Source organism: Mesobacillus persicus, assembly GCF_900109925.1.
Classification (GTDB): Bacteria; Bacillota; Bacilli; order Bacillales; family Cytobacillaceae; genus Mesobacillus_B; species Mesobacillus_B persicus.
In genome coordinates, this window is record NZ_FOBW01000004.1 from 39390 (window position 1) to 57802 (window position 18413).

General features: G+C 38.5%; 18 protein-coding genes. 4 read left to right on the forward strand and 14 right to left on the reverse strand.

The window, feature by feature from the left end; genetic code table 11:
- Window positions 1–221: 221 nt before the first annotated feature.
- The 8 genes from BMX30_RS07090 to BMX30_RS07125 all read right to left on the reverse strand — a co-directional run bounded on the left by BMX30_RS07090 (window position 222) and on the right by BMX30_RS07125 (window position 9565).
- Window positions 222–1418 (reverse strand): MFS transporter, encoded by a 1197-nt coding sequence (locus tag BMX30_RS07090; protein ID WP_425283742.1) that lies wholly within the window; start codon window positions 1416–1418, stop codon window positions 222–224.
- Between the two features lie 193 nt (window positions 1419–1611).
- Entirely contained in the window at window positions 1612–2868 is a 1257-nt protein-coding gene (locus BMX30_RS07095) for a DUF445 domain-containing protein (RefSeq protein ID WP_090742890.1), read from the reverse strand.
- A 179-nt stretch (window positions 2869–3047) separates the two neighbouring features.
- The gene (gene zupT / locus BMX30_RS07100) at window positions 3048–3854 is read right to left on the reverse strand and encodes a zinc transporter ZupT (protein ID WP_090742894.1); all 807 of its coding nucleotides are present in this window, start codon (window positions 3852–3854) and stop codon (window positions 3048–3050) included.
- A gap of 234 nt (window positions 3855–4088) precedes the next feature.
- Window positions 4089–4751 carry a potassium channel family protein gene (locus BMX30_RS07105; RefSeq protein ID WP_090742896.1) on the reverse strand — a complete coding sequence of 221 codons (663 nt, stop codon included), beginning with the start codon at window positions 4749–4751 and terminating at the stop codon, window positions 4089–4091.
- 505 nt (window positions 4752–5256) lie between these two features.
- Window positions 5257–6516 carry a Ger(x)C family spore germination protein gene (locus tag BMX30_RS07110; RefSeq protein ID WP_090742899.1) on the reverse strand — a complete coding sequence of 420 codons (1260 nt, stop codon included), beginning with the start codon at window positions 6514–6516 and terminating at the stop codon, window positions 5257–5259.
- Window positions 6491–7600, reverse strand: coding sequence for a GerAB/ArcD/ProY family transporter (locus tag BMX30_RS07115; RefSeq protein ID WP_090742902.1), 1110 nt, complete (start codon window positions 7598–7600; stop codon window positions 6491–6493). Before BMX30_RS07115 ends, BMX30_RS07110 begins: the two co-directional genes overlap by 26 nt.
- A complete protein-coding gene (locus BMX30_RS07120) occupies window positions 7597–9147 on the reverse strand; it encodes a spore germination protein (protein ID WP_090742905.1) in 1551 nt (516 codons plus the stop codon). Before BMX30_RS07120 ends, BMX30_RS07115 begins: the two co-directional genes overlap by 4 nt.
- 226 nt (window positions 9148–9373) lie before the next feature.
- A complete protein-coding gene (locus BMX30_RS07125; RefSeq protein ID WP_090742908.1) occupies window positions 9374–9565 on the reverse strand; it encodes a hypothetical protein in 192 nt (63 codons plus the stop codon).
- A gap of 161 nt (window positions 9566–9726) precedes the next feature.
- On the opposite strand from BMX30_RS07125, the gene BMX30_RS07130 reads away from it, so the two are divergent.
- Entirely contained in the window at window positions 9727–10722 is a 996-nt protein-coding gene (locus BMX30_RS07130; protein WP_090742915.1) for a potassium channel family protein, read from the forward strand.
- A 3-nt stretch (window positions 10723–10725) separates the two neighbouring features.
- Here the strand turns inward: BMX30_RS07130 and BMX30_RS07135 are convergent, their stop codons facing one another.
- The 3 genes from BMX30_RS07135 to BMX30_RS07145 all read right to left on the reverse strand — a co-directional run bounded on the left by BMX30_RS07135 (window position 10726) and on the right by BMX30_RS07145 (window position 13971).
- Entirely contained in the window at window positions 10726–11127 is a 402-nt protein-coding gene (locus tag BMX30_RS07135; RefSeq protein ID WP_090742917.1) for a YugN-like family protein, read from the reverse strand.
- 110 nt (window positions 11128–11237) lie between these two features.
- Complete coding sequence (locus tag BMX30_RS07140) at window positions 11238–12587, reverse strand: glucose-6-phosphate isomerase (protein WP_090742920.1); 1350 nt, start codon at window positions 12585–12587, stop codon at window positions 11238–11240.
- Window positions 12588–12807: 220 nt separating this feature from the next.
- Entirely contained in the window at window positions 12808–13971 is a 1164-nt protein-coding gene (locus tag BMX30_RS07145) for an iron-containing alcohol dehydrogenase (protein WP_090742923.1), read from the reverse strand.
- A 241-nt stretch (window positions 13972–14212) separates the two neighbouring features.
- On the opposite strand from BMX30_RS07145, the gene BMX30_RS07150 reads away from it, so the two are divergent.
- Window positions 14213–14446 carry a DUF378 domain-containing protein gene (locus BMX30_RS07150; RefSeq protein ID WP_090742926.1) on the forward strand — a complete coding sequence of 78 codons (234 nt, stop codon included), beginning with the start codon at window positions 14213–14215 and terminating at the stop codon, window positions 14444–14446.
- A gap of 180 nt (window positions 14447–14626) precedes the next feature.
- On the opposite strand, the gene yugI is transcribed toward BMX30_RS07150, so the two are convergent.
- The gene (gene yugI, locus BMX30_RS07155) at window positions 14627–15004 is read right to left on the reverse strand and encodes a S1 domain-containing post-transcriptional regulator GSP13 (protein WP_090742928.1); all 378 of its coding nucleotides are present in this window, start codon (window positions 15002–15004) and stop codon (window positions 14627–14629) included.
- A 203-nt stretch (window positions 15005–15207) separates the two neighbouring features.
- Here yugI and BMX30_RS07160 point away from each other — a divergent pair, with 203 nt between their 5' ends.
- Complete coding sequence (locus tag BMX30_RS07160; RefSeq protein ID WP_090742931.1) at window positions 15208–15408, forward strand: helix-turn-helix domain-containing protein; 201 nt, start codon at window positions 15208–15210, stop codon at window positions 15406–15408.
- 166 nt (window positions 15409–15574) lie between these two features.
- Here the strand turns inward: BMX30_RS07160 and BMX30_RS07165 are convergent, their stop codons facing one another.
- On the reverse strand, window positions 15575–16747 hold the full coding sequence (locus BMX30_RS07165) for an aminotransferase (RefSeq protein WP_090742934.1): 1173 nt from the start codon (window positions 16745–16747) through the stop codon (window positions 15575–15577).
- Window positions 16747–17247: an Lrp/AsnC family transcriptional regulator gene (locus BMX30_RS07170; protein ID WP_090742937.1), complete on the reverse strand. Its 501-nt coding sequence runs from the start codon at window positions 17245–17247 to the stop codon at window positions 16747–16749. The genes BMX30_RS07165 and BMX30_RS07170 overlap by 1 nt, the downstream gene beginning before the upstream one ends.
- Window positions 17248–17565: 318 nt before the next feature.
- Here BMX30_RS07170 and BMX30_RS07175 point away from each other — a divergent pair, with 318 nt between their 5' ends.
- On the forward strand, window positions 17566–18393 hold the full coding sequence (locus BMX30_RS07175; protein WP_090742940.1) for an alpha/beta fold hydrolase: 828 nt from the start codon (window positions 17566–17568) through the stop codon (window positions 18391–18393).
- Window positions 18394–18413 lie beyond the last annotated feature (20 nt).

An 18413-nucleotide genomic window follows, 5' to 3' on the forward strand; every position in this document is an offset into this window, starting at 1 on the left:
TCTCCCCTGCCCCGTACTCCCGCAGGACATTGAAAAACTTCCTTGAATAAGCCCACGCACGAGAAAATGTGCAGTTCATTTTCGAGGAGTCGAGTACCTTCCGCTCCAATCAACGGTAAGCAACATCACAATGTCCAATAACATAACGTACAAAAAAAAGGCAGAAACGTTATCAATAGTAAACGTTTCTGCCCTCCAAAAAATATATTGCCATTCGATGTCTATAAGGACTCGGCTTGTTTATTTTTAAATAGTAAATAGATGTACAAAAGGATGGAAATTAAAACGGATAGGGCGGAGGTGAGATAAATGCTTGAATAGCCCCAAATATGGCCGATTTGGCCAAAGGCAATTGCCCCGATTCCTACACCGAGGTCAAATGATGAAAAGAATGTCGCATTGGCCATGCCTTTTCTATTAGGTAGGGCCTTTTCGACAGCCCATGCTTGTAATGCCGGTTGAATGGACCCAAAGCCCAGACCATAAAGGGCAGCTGCAACATATAAAATAAAGCTATTAGGTAGCCACGCTAAAAGAACCATCGCAATTAGAATCATTCCAGCCCCAGGGATAAACACTGCTTGATGCCCTTTCCGGTCATAAAGCTGTCCTGAAAAGGTTCTCGAAATCATTAGAAACATGGCATAGATTAAAAAATACCATTCAATCCCGGGAATCGCTTTTTGGGCTGAATATAACGGAAGAAATGTGGCAATTCCTCCAAATGTAACGGTAATAAAGAACAATAACATCGAAGGCTGAAGGGCACTCTTCTCGTAAATATCCCATTTAGGGTTTGTTACAGGAACACTGCTTTTTTCGACTTCTTTATAATGAATTTTTGATGCCATCAAAAAAGCCATGAGCCCTAGTGCTGCACAGACGAAAAACAGCATCTTAAAGGACATGACCCCAGTTAAAGCAAGTCCAAGGGAAGGACCTAGCGCGAGGGCTAGATTTCCTGAAAGACCATAATACCCTAGTCCTTCACCCCTTCGACTAGCTGGGACAACATCGGTGGCGATTGTACCAGATGCTGTAGTGGAAAATCCCCAGCCGACCCCCTGAATAATCCTGAGGAAAAATAGGAAAAACATCCCCGTTGCAAAGCCAAAGGAGCCTACTGAAATCACAAAAATCAGCAGCCCGATTAGATAAACAAACTTTCTACCCTTTGTTTCAAGGGCATGACCTGCATATGGTCGGAGTAATAATGATGAAAATGTAAAAATTCCAACGACAATCCCAATTAACTGATCGTTCCCACCTAGATGTTCTACAAATAAAGGAATCGTTGGTAAAGTCATTTGAAATCCGAGGAAAATAAAAAAATTAGCAAAACAAATTAAGATAAAGTCCTTTGTCCAAATTTTCTCTTTCCCACCTAGTTTTTTTCTGGCAAGCTGTCTTTCCATCATAATCCTTCTCTCTCTATTTGGTGACTCAGTTTGCTCGCCACCTTTTTATCAAGTTAACTGTATTAAAACGTGGCTGTTGATTTCCGTCCAATCAACAATGTATTAAACACAGCCAATAGTGACTCATAATGGAATTCCCTTGCCTTTCTTAGTTCAGAGACCTTCGAACTCAGCATAATTTACCGAGTTTTTCTTAGATAACAAGCTTAAAGACAGTCAAGAAAACCCCTATAAAAAAGCCACAGACAGCCCCGTTCACACGTATCCACTGAATATCCTTGCCGATATTGTTCTCCATCATGTCTATGAGTGTTTCTGTATCGAGTTTATCCAGGTTTTCCTTAACAAGGACCCCTATTTTAGAATGATTGCTTTCTATTGCTCCAGCAACCTTGACGTGTAACCAGCTTTCAATAGACGACATTTTTTCTTCGTCTTCCTTTAGATCATTAATGTACTGGAGAATAATAGGGTTCACATAACTGTCGACAAAGTCCTCTTGATTAACAAACTCCCTAAGTCTATCCTTTGCCGTCTCTAAAAGGGAATCGAGCTGAGGCTGCATATCAAAATCATCCACTAGCTTTATCTTCCAATCGTTCACTTCATCCATTAGTTTCTCACGCTTGTCTATTTCTACCAGCTCTTTTTTAATCCAATCTAAAATTAATTTACGATACCGGTTATCTGGGCGACTTACATTCACAATTCTGTTTAAAATGAAGGTTTGCATCATTTGCCCAATCTTTTCTTCGTTGACCAAGTTGCTAAAGGATTGGATGGCAAATTTTAACAACCCATCCGCCTCCGTCGTTTCAATGAGCTGCTTTCCAACCTTGCCCATTGTCTGTTTTGCTTCTTCGGTGGCCGCCCACTTTCCTGTCTCCCCTAAAATATAATCAAAAGCGGCTTCGTCGTATTTCCTTATGACAACACCATCTGCTACTGATTTAAGCATTTTTGAAGAATCGATCGAATAAAGATATCCCTTTAATTCCTTTTCCAACAAAGGAGTAAGCTTAGTAAAATCAACTTTTTCAATTGAATCCTTAATAAGCGTATGAAATACCTTTTTTACATGATCAGATTGAAGCTCCCGAATGATGGTGGTTAAGATGATTTCCGAAAGATTCACTTTTTTTATTTTCTCCATAATACTTGCTACTGTCAGCCACTCTTTCTCTAACATTTTAACCAATGCTTCCGTTAACCTTTTGCGATTTTTCGGAAGCAAAGCTGTATGAGGAATGGGAAGTCCAAGTGGATGACGGAATAAGGCTGTAACCGCAAACCAGTCAGCTAATCCCCCTACAAGGCCCGCTTCAAAACCGCCCTGCAGTAGTTTCCCCCAAAGTGTGTCCTGAACAGGAATCGTCAGTAAAAAGCCAGCTCCCATCACGATGAGTGAAATGGCTGCTAAATGTCTTGATTTGTTTGCTTTTTTTTCCATAATACTCCCTCAGAAAGTTTTATTTAATATCTACCCTTTATTATTGTACAGATTTCCTTGATTTTCAAACTACTGATTACTTTTCCTCTCAATTTTCTTATGTAAGGCATAAGAAAAACGCTCAGATTAGTAAACTGTGCACATCTTCCACAGTTCGGCTTCTAAGCGTTTTTTCCACATTAAATAAATAGTAAAAGACTTACGGCCATTACCGCCATTCCGGCAATTAAACCGTAGATGGAAATATGGGCCTCATCATATTTTTTGGCCGCAGGTAGTAATTCATCCAATGAAATAAACACCATAATTCCAGCAACGGCAGCAAATATAACCCCAAACATCACATCATTTAGGTAAGGCATTAAGAAAAGAAAAGCAACAATCGCACCAATTGGTTCTGACAAACCTGATAAAAATGACAGTTTAAATGCTTTTTTCTTATCACCCGTTGCAAAATATACTGGTACAGATACTGCGATTCCTTCTGGAATATTGTGAATGGCGATTGCAACCGCAATCGCGACACCAAGGGCCGGATCCTGCAAGGCGGATGTAAATGTTGCTATCCCTTCAGGAAAGTTATGAATTCCAATCGCTAGCGCCGTAAAGGCCCCCATTTTAAGTAAGGCTGCATCTTGACTAGGATCCTTATTCGTCATATCTTCTACCTTCTTAATTTCATGAGGATTCCCCTGTTTAGGAATCAGTTTATCAATTAAAGCAATTAACAGCATACCACCAAAGAAGCCTGCCACGGTAATCCAGTTACCCAGTCCATCCCCTAAGGAACCAGTTAGAGCATCTTGTGCCTTTACAAATATCTCGATCATTGAAACATAGATCATAACACCTGCTGAAAATCCTAGAGCCAATGATAAAAACCTCGTATTTGTTCTAGAAGTAAAAAAAGCTAAAATACTTCCAATCCCTGTAGCAAGACCCGCCATTAACGTCAAACCAAACGCAAATAATACATTCTCTGGCATTCTATATCCTCCAATCACCAAAAATCATCTATCTATTTTCAGTCTATGCTCAATTCTAAAAAAGTTTCCTTTAGGAAACATTTTAACCACAGGTAAACTAACGGTCAAGATTTAAGCGTATTCGCTTCCTTCCGATACCTTCACTAAACTCTTAATAACCATTGTTAAACATAAAAAATACCCTCATCTAATTTAGCTTAAAGAAAAAAGCTGACGATTGGATTCGGCAGCTTTTTAGGTTAAGTTTGTGAATTTTTCTAGGTCTCGATTTTCACCAATAACGAGCAATATATCGTCCATATCGAGATTTTCATCCGGGTCGGGAGCAATATTTATTTTATTGCTCTCTTTTTCTTTGATTGCTACCACCATAACATTGTATCTCGATCGCAAGCTAAGCTCCCTTAGGTTTTTCCCCTCCATACTTCGTGGAATTTGGATTTCTTCTATACTATATTTATCAGATAACTCAATAAAATTAAGGACATTCGGAGCAGCCATTAGATTGTGAGCAACTCTTTCCCCCATATCCTTTTCCGGAAAGATGACTTTATCGGCTCCAATTTTATATAAAACCTGTGCATGGTTTTTGGTTAACGCTTTGGCTACTACATGTCTGACCCCTAGTTCTTTCAATAATAATACGGCAAGGATACTGGCCTGAATATCGTCTCCGATGGCAACGATGACTGTATCAAAATTACGGATACCTACTTCTTTCATCGTTTCTTCTTCTGTTGCATCACCAATAACGGCATAAGAAACCAATTCTTTATGATCGTTAATTTGATCCTCATTCTTATCTATCGCCAACACTTCATTGCCTTCTCTATATAAAGTGCTTGCTACACTGGAACCAAACCTGCCCATGCCAATAACAGCATACTGCTTTTTCATAGTCGTATACCCTCCCTAACTAAACATAAATTTCCTGGTTCGTATGATCCCTTCGTAGGCCGTCGTTATCTTAATAAGAATCGCTTTCCCTAAATATTATTTTTTTCACTTAAATGAGTGCAACTAGATTGTAAATTGTCATAACTCCTATCGTACCAAGCTTAACCGGGAAAGGATAATAAGGTAAGTATATCGGAAACAGCACCTAGTAATGTTAGTATGTATCATGTTTTTTACACTTATGAGAACCTCGTTATCTTACTCCCGAATTAATTCATTGTAAAGAGGAATTTCTTCACAAAAACAGCCCCTCTGTTAAGAGAAGCCGTTAGTCAGTACACCACTATATTTGAAAATAGGAAAAGTATGGGAGAACTAGGGCACTAAAGGCAAGAAATGTCACAGCGATTGCGCCAACCTTATTCTTTTTCTTCCAAAGAGAAAAGGCAAAACCCATTGTATATAGGAAAATGACAAAAACGGAAATCCAAATAAGAACACTCATTTAATCCCTTATCCCTTCATAACTTGGAGTCTTTGGCTGTTTTCCAAATTTACCAAACCGCAGATTGATATCCACATCTATTTTCATATCGGGGTAGGTTTTCATCCAGTCGAAGTCCATATACTCCCTTAACGTCTTAAATTCTTTTCTGGCATAAAGCGACCAACCAAATGGCTCTACCTTAAATTCTTCTTGAGTTTTGGTTACAACTTTCATTGCCTTTTCCTCCAAGAACCTCTCAAATGATTTTTTAACCTCTTCGATTTTCTCCTTATCTTCAACTGGATTAGACATACTTGGATCGGTCAAAACGTCAATCGTTAGAGGAAGGGTTGCATGAATCCGAGGCGGCTTACTATTTACATCCATTACAACTTCTGTATTTTGCCTTTTCGTTATTCTAACTGTTAACTGATAGTCTTCATCAAAGGGATCCGGGACAACAGTAAGAATATCCGACACATCTGAAGTATCATTTAATAACATAACAATTCTATTTTCTACTCCAGTCATTTTTCCTATCATTTTACCCTCAAGAAAAACTGCGGCCCCAAGGAATTGTGAATTATTCGTTTCTCCTTTAATTTTTACGTTACCAGCAACGGCATCATTTTCACTTATCCGATACTTATTTTTTTCCTTCTCAATATCTGAGGTTGCATAAATCGCCAAGAACGCGTTTGCATCTTCCTCCGTTATTCTAAAAAATTGGTGAAGCTCGGAATTCGGGACTATCCCTACTTGAATCGCACGGCCAATCATATTTTCATAAAATTTATGAGGGCGGGATAAGAATTTCGGTGAATTTTTTTTGAAAAACTCCTCCGCTTTTTCCTTTGTTACGACCAGATGGACATTTCGTTTTATTTCCCTATCCTTTTCCGAAGTATAGAGATACCTGATGAATTCCTCCTCTTTGGCTAACTCCTCAGAAACTAAGATAACTCTTAATAAATCATAGGAAATCTCCCTTGCAATCACAGAGTTTGCGTTATTTCTCATCGAAATAAAATCTGATGCTTGAATTGTAACGGTCATCATCGCTTCTTCATTGTTTGCAGATGCTTGTGTACTACTTCCGACCTCAGGATTCGCAATTAGATAGGTGATGTTGATTTTCCCCTTTTCTTCTGCTTTATCCATGCCAATACCGATAACAAACACTTGATCATCTAGTCCAGTTTGATCCCAACAGCCTGTTAATATAATTAAAAAGGGTAAAGCCAATAGAAGCTTAATTTTTTTGAGCTGATGTTTCATTTTTGAAGTCCCCCCTCACTTTAGCAATAAGCCACATGAAGCAAGGCAAAAGAAAAAACATTGGACTAAGAATGGTTAGCATCCACTCCCTCAATCCAGGAATAGTGAATGCAGCACTTTTTGGGAAAACCCCTAAAAAAATGACTAGTATTGAGATTACAGGCACTAGATACTCATATTCTTTAATTTTAAATATTGCCCCGAACAAGATTAACACCAAGTAAAAATAAAACGCAAAGCGGACAAATGCGGCAACAAGCCAAAAGGGTAAGAAGAAAGTCTCCACATTGGTTAAAAAACCAATTGAAATATAAAGAATCATTTCATGAAAGGGGTAACTGATTACTTCAATAGATGTGAAGTCAAATAGCATTACATATATCATTAGTGCTAGAAGAATCTCGGGTACTACAACCGCGAATGCTACAAAGGCACCTTTTTTAAACGACTTGAATGAATCTATCATAGGTGCAATGATTCCAAGGTAATAGAAATCGGCAAATATAGACATTTTGCTCCCAGCTGTTTTAACAATCTCCCAATAACCTGGCCCCCATAGGGGGAAAATCAGTTTAGTATTGCCCTTATAAAAAGCAAATGCCAATGCAAAAAGCAGTGTTATCTTCAAATAGAAGAGCGTTAACCAAGCCGTTGAGCCAATATGTTGAAGTCCTCGTTTTGCCCCATATCCACAAACAATGACCAAAACAACATAGATTGCAATCGAAGGTGTTTTGGTAAAGTACATGCTGCTGATGATATCTACATAAATTGCTGAATCTAGGACAAGGGCTGAAAACCCAAAAGCCAGCATCCCCACGGAAATGATATGCCCTAGTACCTTCCCAAATAAATATACATTTAAGTCATGTAGGTTTTTGTCTTGATGAACAGAGAATACCTTAACAAGGAACCAAATCGGTACGATTGATAAGAGCGCAATGAGGATTAAAGAAATCCAGGCAGAATTTTTCGCCGAATTAAAAAGAACTGTAGGTGTATCATCCGTTAGTTTTGTACCAACGGATAACATAATGATTGCCGTATACTCTCTAATCCCGATTTTTCCTTCTGTTTGTTTCATTTTGTCGCCCCATCACCTTTTTTCTTCAAATCATCTGGCTTTAAATATCCTGGCCGAAAATTTTCATTCGTTATTACCCGTCTAAAAATGGTGTCACCAGACGATACATAGTGTGGTGACATGGGAGCTAGAAAGGGAACTCCAAATGATTTGAGAGAAACTAAGTAGAATATTCCCATAACAAACAAGGCGGTCATCCCAAATATCCCAAAAATTCCAGCTGCAGCTATAAAAAGAAATCGGATAATTCGTAAGGCAAACTGTAAACTAATGTCACTAATTGTAAAAGAAGTTAACCCACTGAGTGCCACAACAATGATCACAATCGGGCTAATGATATTTGCCTCTACCGCAGCTTGTCCTAAAACTAAAGCACCCACAATCCCAATCGTCGGTCCCATTGGATTAGGTACGCGTAGCCCGGCCTCTCTAATGAGCTCGAAAGCGGCCTCCATAAGAATAATTTCAAAAAACACAGGAAAAGGGACCTTCTCCCTCGAGCCTGCAATTGCTAACAACAAATCAGCTGGGATCATTTCTGAATGAAAGGAAGTGACCGCTACATATATAGCAGATATAAAGATTGTGATAAACATGGCCACAATCCGAATAATTCTTGCAAAATTTCCAAACACAAATCTTAGATAATGATCTTCTGGCGTGTGAAAAAAAGACCAAAACGTAGCTGGGAGAATAAGAGCATCCGGTGAATTGTCCATTAATAGGACAACATGCCCATCCTCGAGAAACGCGGCAGCACGGTCCGGTCTTTCAGAATAAAGCAAACTCGGAAACAAAGACATGCGCCTTTCTTCGATATACTGTTCTAGCAAAGCTAAATTTTGGATGGAATCGACATCGAGATTCTTGAGTCTATTTTTTATATTATCAACCAGCTGATCATCAGCTAAATTACGTACATATAAAATATATATTTCGTTTTGTGACCTCTCTGAGATGGTTACAGATTCTGCCATTAAGGCCTCATTTTTGATTCGCTTTCGGATTAACGATAGATTTACAACTACTTTTTCAGTAAGAGCTTCTTTAGAACCCTTTATGATTACCTCATTTTCCGCTTTTTCAACAGCGCGCCCTTGAAAATTAGCACATTCGAAAACATAGGCATTTGAGTCATCTTCTAAAAAAATTACGGCATTACCCGTATTAATGTTGCTCACCACATCTTTCATATTTGGAAAAATGGTTACATTTTGTGTCGAAATAATCCCTTTTATATCTAGATTAGGCTCCTTATTCTCTAAGAGCGGCCGAATGGAACTATCCTCAATGGTCCGTACATCTGTAATCGAACTAATAAAAATGATTGCAACACGTTTATTAGACCCACCAACTTTAAATTCCCTGAACTTTACATCCCGGTTATCTGGGAATTGATAAATGCTTTTTATAAAATCAATATTATCGTCAATATTTTGGGAGATAGACTGATCTCTTTTGTTCTTTTGTTCGTCAAGCGTATTATTCGATTGAATCGATTTGCCTTTTTTCTTACGCCCACTTATTTTTTTTAGTAGCTTGAACAAGTCAATCCCCCTTTTCTGCTCAGTAGAACTAAAATATGGTACTGTATTTAGATATTTACCAATATCTCCTTTTTTATGAATATGATTTAGGAAAATATGAACTCCAACTAATCCATCGCCCTAAGAACAACTTACTCATCATATATTAAAGGCTCTGTTAAATAATTGAGTTGATAACCGAACAAAAAAAGAAGGCCATTTTAAGCCTTCTTTTCATTAAATATAATTACCTCCATGTGCGGCTAAATAGCGTTTTGAAGCCAATATAGAGAAGTGCAAAAGCAAAGACCAATATAACAAGTACCCCAACAATTTCAAGGAATCCTGCTAGACCAGCTATCACTCCATAAACAGGTACTTTTAATAGTGCAAAACCAGCGAGAATACACGCGAAGAAAAGTAATGCTGTGTAATACATAATTTTATCCCCTCCTTACTTTAAGGTATGTACTAAAGGTGGAGAGGATTGGATAGATGCACATTAATTTTCTAAATATTTTTGTCAGCACCGTTCCGGTTTTAATGCTCCAATTCTGGCAACAATGGAGATAGATTCAATCATCCGAAGGAGTGGTTTTGATGCCGCATCATTTTTACATACGTTTTGTACGATTGCCTCTTCTCCTAAGGATTTTACTTATTACTTCTACCTTGATATGTTTTTTCGGTCTATTTATTCACTTGATTGAGCCTGAGAATTTCCCTACGGTTATTGATGGTATATGGTGGGCAGTCATCACTGCCTCGACGGTAGGCTATGGAGATTTTGTTCCACTGACACCTCTGGGTCGAATGACTGGAATTCTTTTGTTATTAGTTGGGGCGGGGTTTTTATCCACTTATTTCGCGACGTTATCGAGCATCGCGGTGACGAAACAAGACGAGTACCAAAAAGGAGAATCTCATTACAAAGGACAAGAACACTTAATTATCATTGGGTGGAATGAACGCTCAAAAGAAATCATCCATTCGTTTTCAAAAACTAAACAGCCACTCATCTTAATTGATGAAACACTCAATAGCAACCCCATTCCTTTTCATCATCTCCACTTTATTAAAGGAAAAGCATTGCGGGATGATGTTTTATTAAGAGCTAATATTCAAGATGCTAAGAAAGTCATTATTACCGCAGATCAAAACTTAGATGAACTTCAGGCGGATATGAACACGATTTTAACACTTTTGGCCATTAAGGGAATTAATCCTAATGTGCTTTGCATTGTCGAAATTCTTACGAAAGAACAGTTTAATAACGCCAAACGTGCCGGCGCTGACGAAATAATTGAAACAAATAAACTAACAAGTGCGATTATGCTTGATAGTATTCATACCCCTGGCATGGTAAATCCGCTATCCGATTTATTATCGGAGTTGAATGGTAAAAAACTAGAATACCGTACCACAGATGGAGATACTGTCGGCAAAAGCTTTAAACAAATTACCCTCTATTTTCTAAGCAAAAAGACCATTCTGTTAGGTATAAAAAAGGGGGATGACATCTATGTCAACCCCCAACAGGACTTGGTTATCGAAAAGGAAGATCAACTGCTTGTGATTACTCAAGGAGGAAGTTAAAAGCTAGAGGATGACTGCTTCTACTTCCTCTAACAGCGATTTGCCGACAACGATATATTGCTCCGGTACCTCACCATCTTCATCTACTGGTTCAGAAAATTGGTTAAAGGTTGCCATGGTATTGCTACTGTGAGCATGATCATCAAGACCTTTTTGATAGATGTGCGCCAGCAAGAATGGCCGCTGCATCTCAACGATACATCCATCCGCATCTAGCTGCCCTTCAACAGCATTGAAAGGTAATCTTAAAAAAAGATACCCATCTTTATCAGATACTTTATAATCAAACGAACCATGGTCATAATCCCAATTTCCACCGATTGAGTAGCCTAGTGGCTTCAATTTGATTTCAAGGTCAGCTAAGGTTGCACTTTTCCCCTCAATTTTGGAAGGTAACTCAATCATGTGTTTCCCCCTTTTCTTTTTTCTTAGTCTCTGTCACCTGAGAGTATTTAATCAACAAAAAAGAGTGCCAGTTTTTCTCTGGCACTCCTTTAATTAACATGGATAGAATATTATTTTAAGCGTTTTTCAAGCTCGGCTTTCTTCTCCTCAAAACCAGGTTTCCCAAGTAACGCGAACATATTGACTTTATAAGCTTCCACACCTGGTTGATCAAATGGATTCACACCAAGTAAATATCCACTCATTGCGCAAGCTTTCTCGAAGAAATAAACTAAATAGCCAAAAGTAAACTCGTCAAGTTCTGGAATTGAAACAATTAAGTTTGGCACTCCACCATCGGTATGCGCCAGCAAGGTTCCCTCAAATGCTTTGTTGTTTACAAAGTCTACGGATTCTCCTGCAAGATAATTTAAACCATCAAGATCACTTGCTTCTTTTTCAATCGTTAACTCGTGGCGAGACTTTTCCACTTTTATAATTGTCTCAAACAAATCCCTACGCCCTTCTTGAACATATTGACCCAGAGAGTGTAAGTCCGTTGAGAAGTTTGCGGATGAAGGATAAATTCCCTTTTGGTCCTTCCCTTCGCTTTCCCCGAATAATTGTTTCCACCACTCAGAGAAATACATCAAGGATGGTTCATAATTGATGAGCATCTCGATTGTTTTCCCTTTGTTATAGAGGGCGTTACGAACAGCTGCATACTGATAAGCAGGATTTTCATCTAGCTCCGACTTGCTGAAATCTTCTCTTGCTTGTGCCGCCCCGTTCATCATGGTTTGAATATCTGCTCCACTAACAGCAATCGGTAGAAGTCCAACTGCCGTCAATACGGAATAACGTCCTCCTACATCATCAGGGATAACAAATGTTTCATATCCTTGTTCATTAGCCAGTGTCTTAAGGGCGCCTCTTTCTTTATCAGTCGTAGCATAGATCCGCTTTTTCGCCTCATCTGCTCCGTATTTTTCTTCAAGAAGCTTGCGGAAAATCCGGAAAGCTAGTGCAGGCTCAGTAGTTGTACCAGATTTTGAAATGACATTGATAGAGAAATCTTTTCCTTCTAGAACATCCATCAAGTCTTTCATGTATGTAGAACTAATATTGTTTCCGGCAAAAATGACTTGAGGAGTACGTCTCTTCTCCTTTGGAAGGGCATTGTAGAAGCTATGCTTCAAAAATTCAAGCGCAGCACGTGCTCCTAGATAAGATCCTCCTATTCCAATGACAACAAGGACATCTGAATCACTCTTAATCTTTTCTGCCGCCTTCTGAATGCGTGAGAACTCTTCCTTATCATAATCGACCGGCAAATCAATCCATCCTAAATAATCACTACCCGCACCTGTTTTTTCATGTAAAGAATGATGAGCCACTTTAACAAAATCCCTTAAATAAGTAACCTCGTGCTCACCAAAAAAGCTTAGTGCCTTTGTATAATCAAACCGAATATGTGTCATGAATGATCCTCCAACTAGTTTTTTCTCTATCACTTTAACCAAACCTGAAACAAGAATCAAGCGACCGAGAAAATGTAAGCGAGTGCAAATTTGTAATTTTGTCTAGATTAGAACAAAAGTATAAAAATACGTCTACTTACTAACCAACACGGGGATTTTATGCACCAAATTTTCTAGGGATTCAAAAAAGCCCCAGTTAACGGCACTGGAGCTTTCTCTTTTATAAAGACATCTGGTAAATTTTCAAGACATCTTCTTTATTAAGTTTTGTAAAGTTGCCAAACTCACCGTATACCATTGCTTTATCTGCCATCACCTCTATATTGCTGTCATCAATGTCATAATCGGCAAGTCGAGATGGTGCACCTATACTGTTCCAGAATTCACGTAGCTTTTCAATTCCCTCAAGTCCAACTTCTTCATCTGTCTTGCCATCAGGATTAACATCAAACACTCGCACCGCAAGCTTCTTAAAACGTTCAGGGTTAACTTTTAAATTATGTTTCATCCAGTTCGGGAACAAAATTGCCAGTCCGCCCCCATGCGGAATATCGTAAACAGCAGAAACGGCATGTTCAATATTATGAGTTGCCCAATCCCCACGGAATCCCATTGAGAGCATCCCGTTTAACGCCATTGTTCCGCAATATAAGACGGTAGCACGGTGGTCGTAATTTTCCAAATCTGCCAAGAGCTTTGGTGCTGTTTCCATAACTGTTAGAAGTAGACCTTCACACATTCTATCCTGAAACTCGGTCTTTTCTTCTTGATGAAAATAATGTTCAAGCACGTGGGACATCATGTCAACAATCCCATAAATCGTCTGATCCTTTGGTACGGAATATGTATTAACAGGATCCAAAATTGAGAATTTCGGGAAAGTAACCGGACTACCCCAGCCATACTTCTCCTTGGTTTCCCAGTTCGTAATGACTGAACCCGCGTTCATTTCTGAGCCCGTTGCAGCTAACGTTAACACCGTACCAAACGGAAGTGCTTCTTTAGGAAATGCCTTTTTAGTGACAATATCCCATGCATCTCCATCGTACTTCGCTCCAGCAGCAATCAACTTTGTACAGTCAATGACACTACCACCGCCAACAGCAAGTAAGAATTCTATGCCTTCTTCTTTACAAATCTTAACACCTTTATGAACTGTCGAGAGGCGTGGATTAGGTTCGACCCCCGCTAACTCAGAAACTTGTGCCCCTATTTCTTTTAACGTATTTACTACTTCATCATAAAGACCGTTACGCTTTATGCTTCCACCACCGTAAACAAGGAGTATCTTTTTTCCGTACTTTGGTACTTCCTTTTTCAATTGTTCTAATTGCCCTTTGCCAAATATAAGTTTGGTTGGATTTATAAATGTAAAGTTATCCATCTTATCACTCCCTTATAAACTATTATGTAAAAAAAGAAGATCGTTTGCAAAAAATACGATTAATTCACCTCATAAACATTTGAGAAAACTAAACGATATTTTTCATTTTTATTTAAGCTATTCTGGCAAATAACTTCTAATAAAGCTTGAGCATTAAATGCCGAAAAAAAACTAAATTCAAATGAATAATTACATTTAATGTAAAGCATCCTATCCATAACACACTAAAAGGAGGTAAACCATGAGCACGATTCAGCGTATTGCATTAATTTTAACCATCATTGGTGCGATTAATTGGGGACTAATTGGCTTTTTTCAATTTGATTTAGTTGCATCCATCTTTGGTGGCCAAGATGCTGGCCTATCAAGAATTGTTTATGGCCTTGTTGGTCTTGCAGGTCTAATTAATCTTGGACTGTTATTTGCTCCTAGTGAACAAGCAGAAACACAACAAGGTACCCAACCCACTAAATAATCAATAAGTACGGTTGGTAATCAGTTTTTCATAACTAAACCATGTATGGTAATGGTGTTCTTTAAATAACAAGTAGGAAAGTCCAATACCAAAAAAATCCGCTCAATAAGCGGATTTTTTTACGTTGTCACCTTGGACTCATCAAAAAAAAGAAAGCTGTAAACAGCTTTCTTTTGAATCTTACATCTTCGATTGTGTAATCCACTCTTGTAACTTATCTTTTAGTGTATTAAAACCTTGTGAGTCATCATCTTGATTAATGATAGCTGCAGCGCGCTTTCTTGCTTTTTTAGCTTTTACAGGTTGCTCAGGTGCTTCTTGTGTTGCCCGGATAGACAAACCAATTTTACCAGCCTCTTCATCTATCGAAAGAACCTTCACCTGTACTTCATCGCCAACTGTTAAATGCTCGTTGATATCTTTAACAAAGCCATGTGTAATTTCGGAAATATGAACTAAACCTTGGGTATTATCGTCAATTGCTACAAAAGCACCGTATGGTTGAATTCCAGTTACCTTTCCTTTTAAAATACTACCTGTTTCGATTTTCTCAGACATGAAAACACTCCTATTTTTTATATTTATTTATCCTATTTATACGCAATATAAAATTATATCACATAAGTTAAGAAAGCTCAAAGTTTATTCCTTAACAGCTTGTAACCACAATTAACAAAATGTTCATTAAACTGTACATCCAAAGTGTAAATTCATGGTAAAATAGACTTGATAATCCTGCAATTAAAAGAGGTGAAGGAACAATGGCCACTATAGGAGAAAACATTCGATCTATACGTGAAGAACGGGGACTATCTTTAGAAGAGCTAGCTACGAAAACGAGAGTAGGTAAAGATACGATAGAGAAATATGAAGTTGGTGAGAAAGTACCTAACAACCAAACCATCTTGAAATTATCGACCGTACTCGATGTTCCTGCTTCCGTCCTTTTAAATGAAGATTAATTCCTAATGAAAAAACGGGTAGATTCAAAACCCGTTATTTTTTTATGTATAAAAAAAAGGAAAGTGGGAATCCTTTGATTATAAGGCTTTCTAGTATTCCCCCCTTTTTTGAAAGGGCAGTCACCAGGACTGCCCTTCTTTTTTGTGCTTTTTTAAAAATTTGTGACTAACCATTATGGTTATCAATAAATCGCCGTATTCTCTTTATCGCCTCTTGAAGCTGCTCTAGAGAAGTCGCATACGAACAACGGACGAAGCCTTCGCCACTCTCACCAAAAACATTTCCTGGTACAACAGCTACCTTTTCTTGAACCAGCAGCTGCTCGGCAAATTCTTCCGAAGATAAGCCTGTTGATTCAATGGATGGAAATACATAAAAAGCTCCACCAGGATTATGACATTTAAGCCCTAGTTCATTGAAGGAACTTACCATATAATTTCTTCTCCGACGATAACTCTTTTTCATTTCCTCAACATCATCTCTACCATTCAGCAACGCTTCTAGTCCCGCATGCTGTGCCATTGTTGGTGCACACATCATTGCATACTGATGAACTTTTAGCATGGCCGCAGTAATTTCCTCTGGAGCACAGACAAAACCAAGTCTCCATCCTGTCATGGCAAAGCCTTTTGAAAAGCCAGAAATTAGAATGGTTCTTTCTCGCATTCCTTTAATTGCCGCCATACTAGTATAAGACTCATCATATACAAGTTCAGCATAAATTTCGTCTGAGATAATCAATAAGTCGTGTTTTTCTGCAAGAGCAGCTATCTTCTCTAATTCTTCCTTATTAAGCATCGTACCCGTAGGATTATTGGGGGAACAAATCATGATTGCTTTCGTTTTAGACGTTACAGCCGATGCAAGCTTCTCAGGAGAAACTTTAAACTCTTGATCTTTATCTGCCTGCACATGTACCGGTGTACCTCCAACCAAAGAAACCAATGGACTATAGGAGACAAAGCATGGTTCAACAATAATAACTTCGTCCCCAGGGTCAATAATTGACCGTAAGGCTATGTCAATGGCCTGACTTGCCCCAACCGTCACGATAATTTCCTTATCCGGCTGATATTGGACTCCAAAGATTCGAGCTAAGTAAGAAGCAATTTCTTGCCTTAATTCTAATAGTCCTGCATTTGCCGTATACGAGGTGTAGCCTTGTTCTAGGGAAAGAATCGCTGCCTCTCTTACTGTCCATGGGGTAACGAAATCTGGCTCACCGACACCTAGCGAGATAACCCCCTCCATACCGGATGCTAAATCAAAAAAACGACGGATGCCAGATGGTTTGATGTCGCTTACTGTACGGGACAAGTATGAATTAGTCGTTTTCATTACGGAGACACCACTATCCTTTTATCTTCTTCTTCTGGATCAAATATTGTACCGTCGTGTTTGTATTTCTTCAAAATGAAGTGGGTTGTCGTTGAAATGACCGAATCCAGCGTAGAAAGCTTCTCGGAAACGAAACGGGCTACCTCGTTCATTGAACGCCCTTCAATGATGACAGATAAATCATATGCCCCGGACATTAGATAAACAGACTTAACCTCTTTAAAGCGGTAAATCCGTTTGGCTATCTCATCAAAGCCAACTCCACGCTTTGGAGTTACTTTTACATCAATCATCGCTGTAACTCCCTCATGTCCATCAATCCTTGACCAGTCGACAATCGAAGTATATCGAACGATAATTTTCAATTCTTCAAGTTTCTGAAGTGTCTCTTGCGTTTCTTTTACGGCAAGGCCAGTCATTGCAGCAAGGTCTTCCGTTGATATGCGTGAGTTTTTCTCTAAAATCTCAACCAGTTCTAATTCCTTTTCTGTTAGCTGCATAATATCCTCCTCGGTTTTTAAATAGGCTGTTTTCGTAATGAGTGTTGCTAAAATCGATTTTAACGCTTGAATAGCTATTTGTTGCGATTAAATGAGTTTGCACAAAAAACTTAAGCTCTTTTAAATGAACGTAGAAATAAATTTCAAAGGTAGACTCGAAAGCAACAAAGTTTGAGAATGAGGCTTAAAATAAACCAATTATATCAAAATTGTCTGAAATATCATATCTTATTTTCCCCTTCTTTTGTGATTGTGAGTGAAATTTTTCATTAAAAGGGTAAAATAATAAAATGATCTATTTTAGGAGTGAAGTTTAAAATGGAAACAACGGATTTTTACGGAAGTAAAACAATAAACGGGGTTGAAATATATTATGAACACTACGATCACCCCTCTTCAACGGAAACTGTCGTTCTAATACACGGTTTTTTATCGTCCCTTTTTAGCTTCCGCCATCTAGTCCCGCTTTTAAAAGAAAGATTTTCAATCGTTTCGGTTGACCTTCCCCCATTTGGGAGAAGTGGGCATTCTCCAATGTTTAAATACTCTTATAAAAATATTGCCTATACGGTTGTGAAGTTGCTAGAAGAACTCAATATTCCAAAGTATCATTTAATTGGCCATTCAATGGGTGGACAAATAGCCTTAAACATTCTATATCACTATCCGAACTATGCTGAAAAGGCGATATTGCTATGCAGTTCAGGCTACTCCAAGCAAGCAAAACGCCCTTTAATCCTAGCGAGCTACCTGCCTTTTTTTCACTTATTTATAAAACAGTATTTAGCCCGGTCTGGTTTGGAAAAGAATTTAAAAAACGTGGTTTATAACCAATCTCTAATTGATGACAAAATGCGTAATGGATATTTAAGTCCATTTCTTGAGAACAGAATTTTCAAAGGGCTCACTGGCCTCCTTCGCCACCGTGAAGGGGACTTACCTTCGAGTTCACTTCGTGAAATTAGGACTCCCTGTCTACTCATTTGGGGTGACCACGATAAAGTCGTCCCTTTAGAGGTGGGCAAAAGGCTCGCAACAGACTTAGCTCATTCCGAATTGGTTGTCCTCAAAGAAACAGGACACCTAGTCCCTGAAGAACGGCCGAATGAGGTATATCAACAAATTAAAACATTTATTTTTGGTTAAACAAGTATGTTGAAACCCCT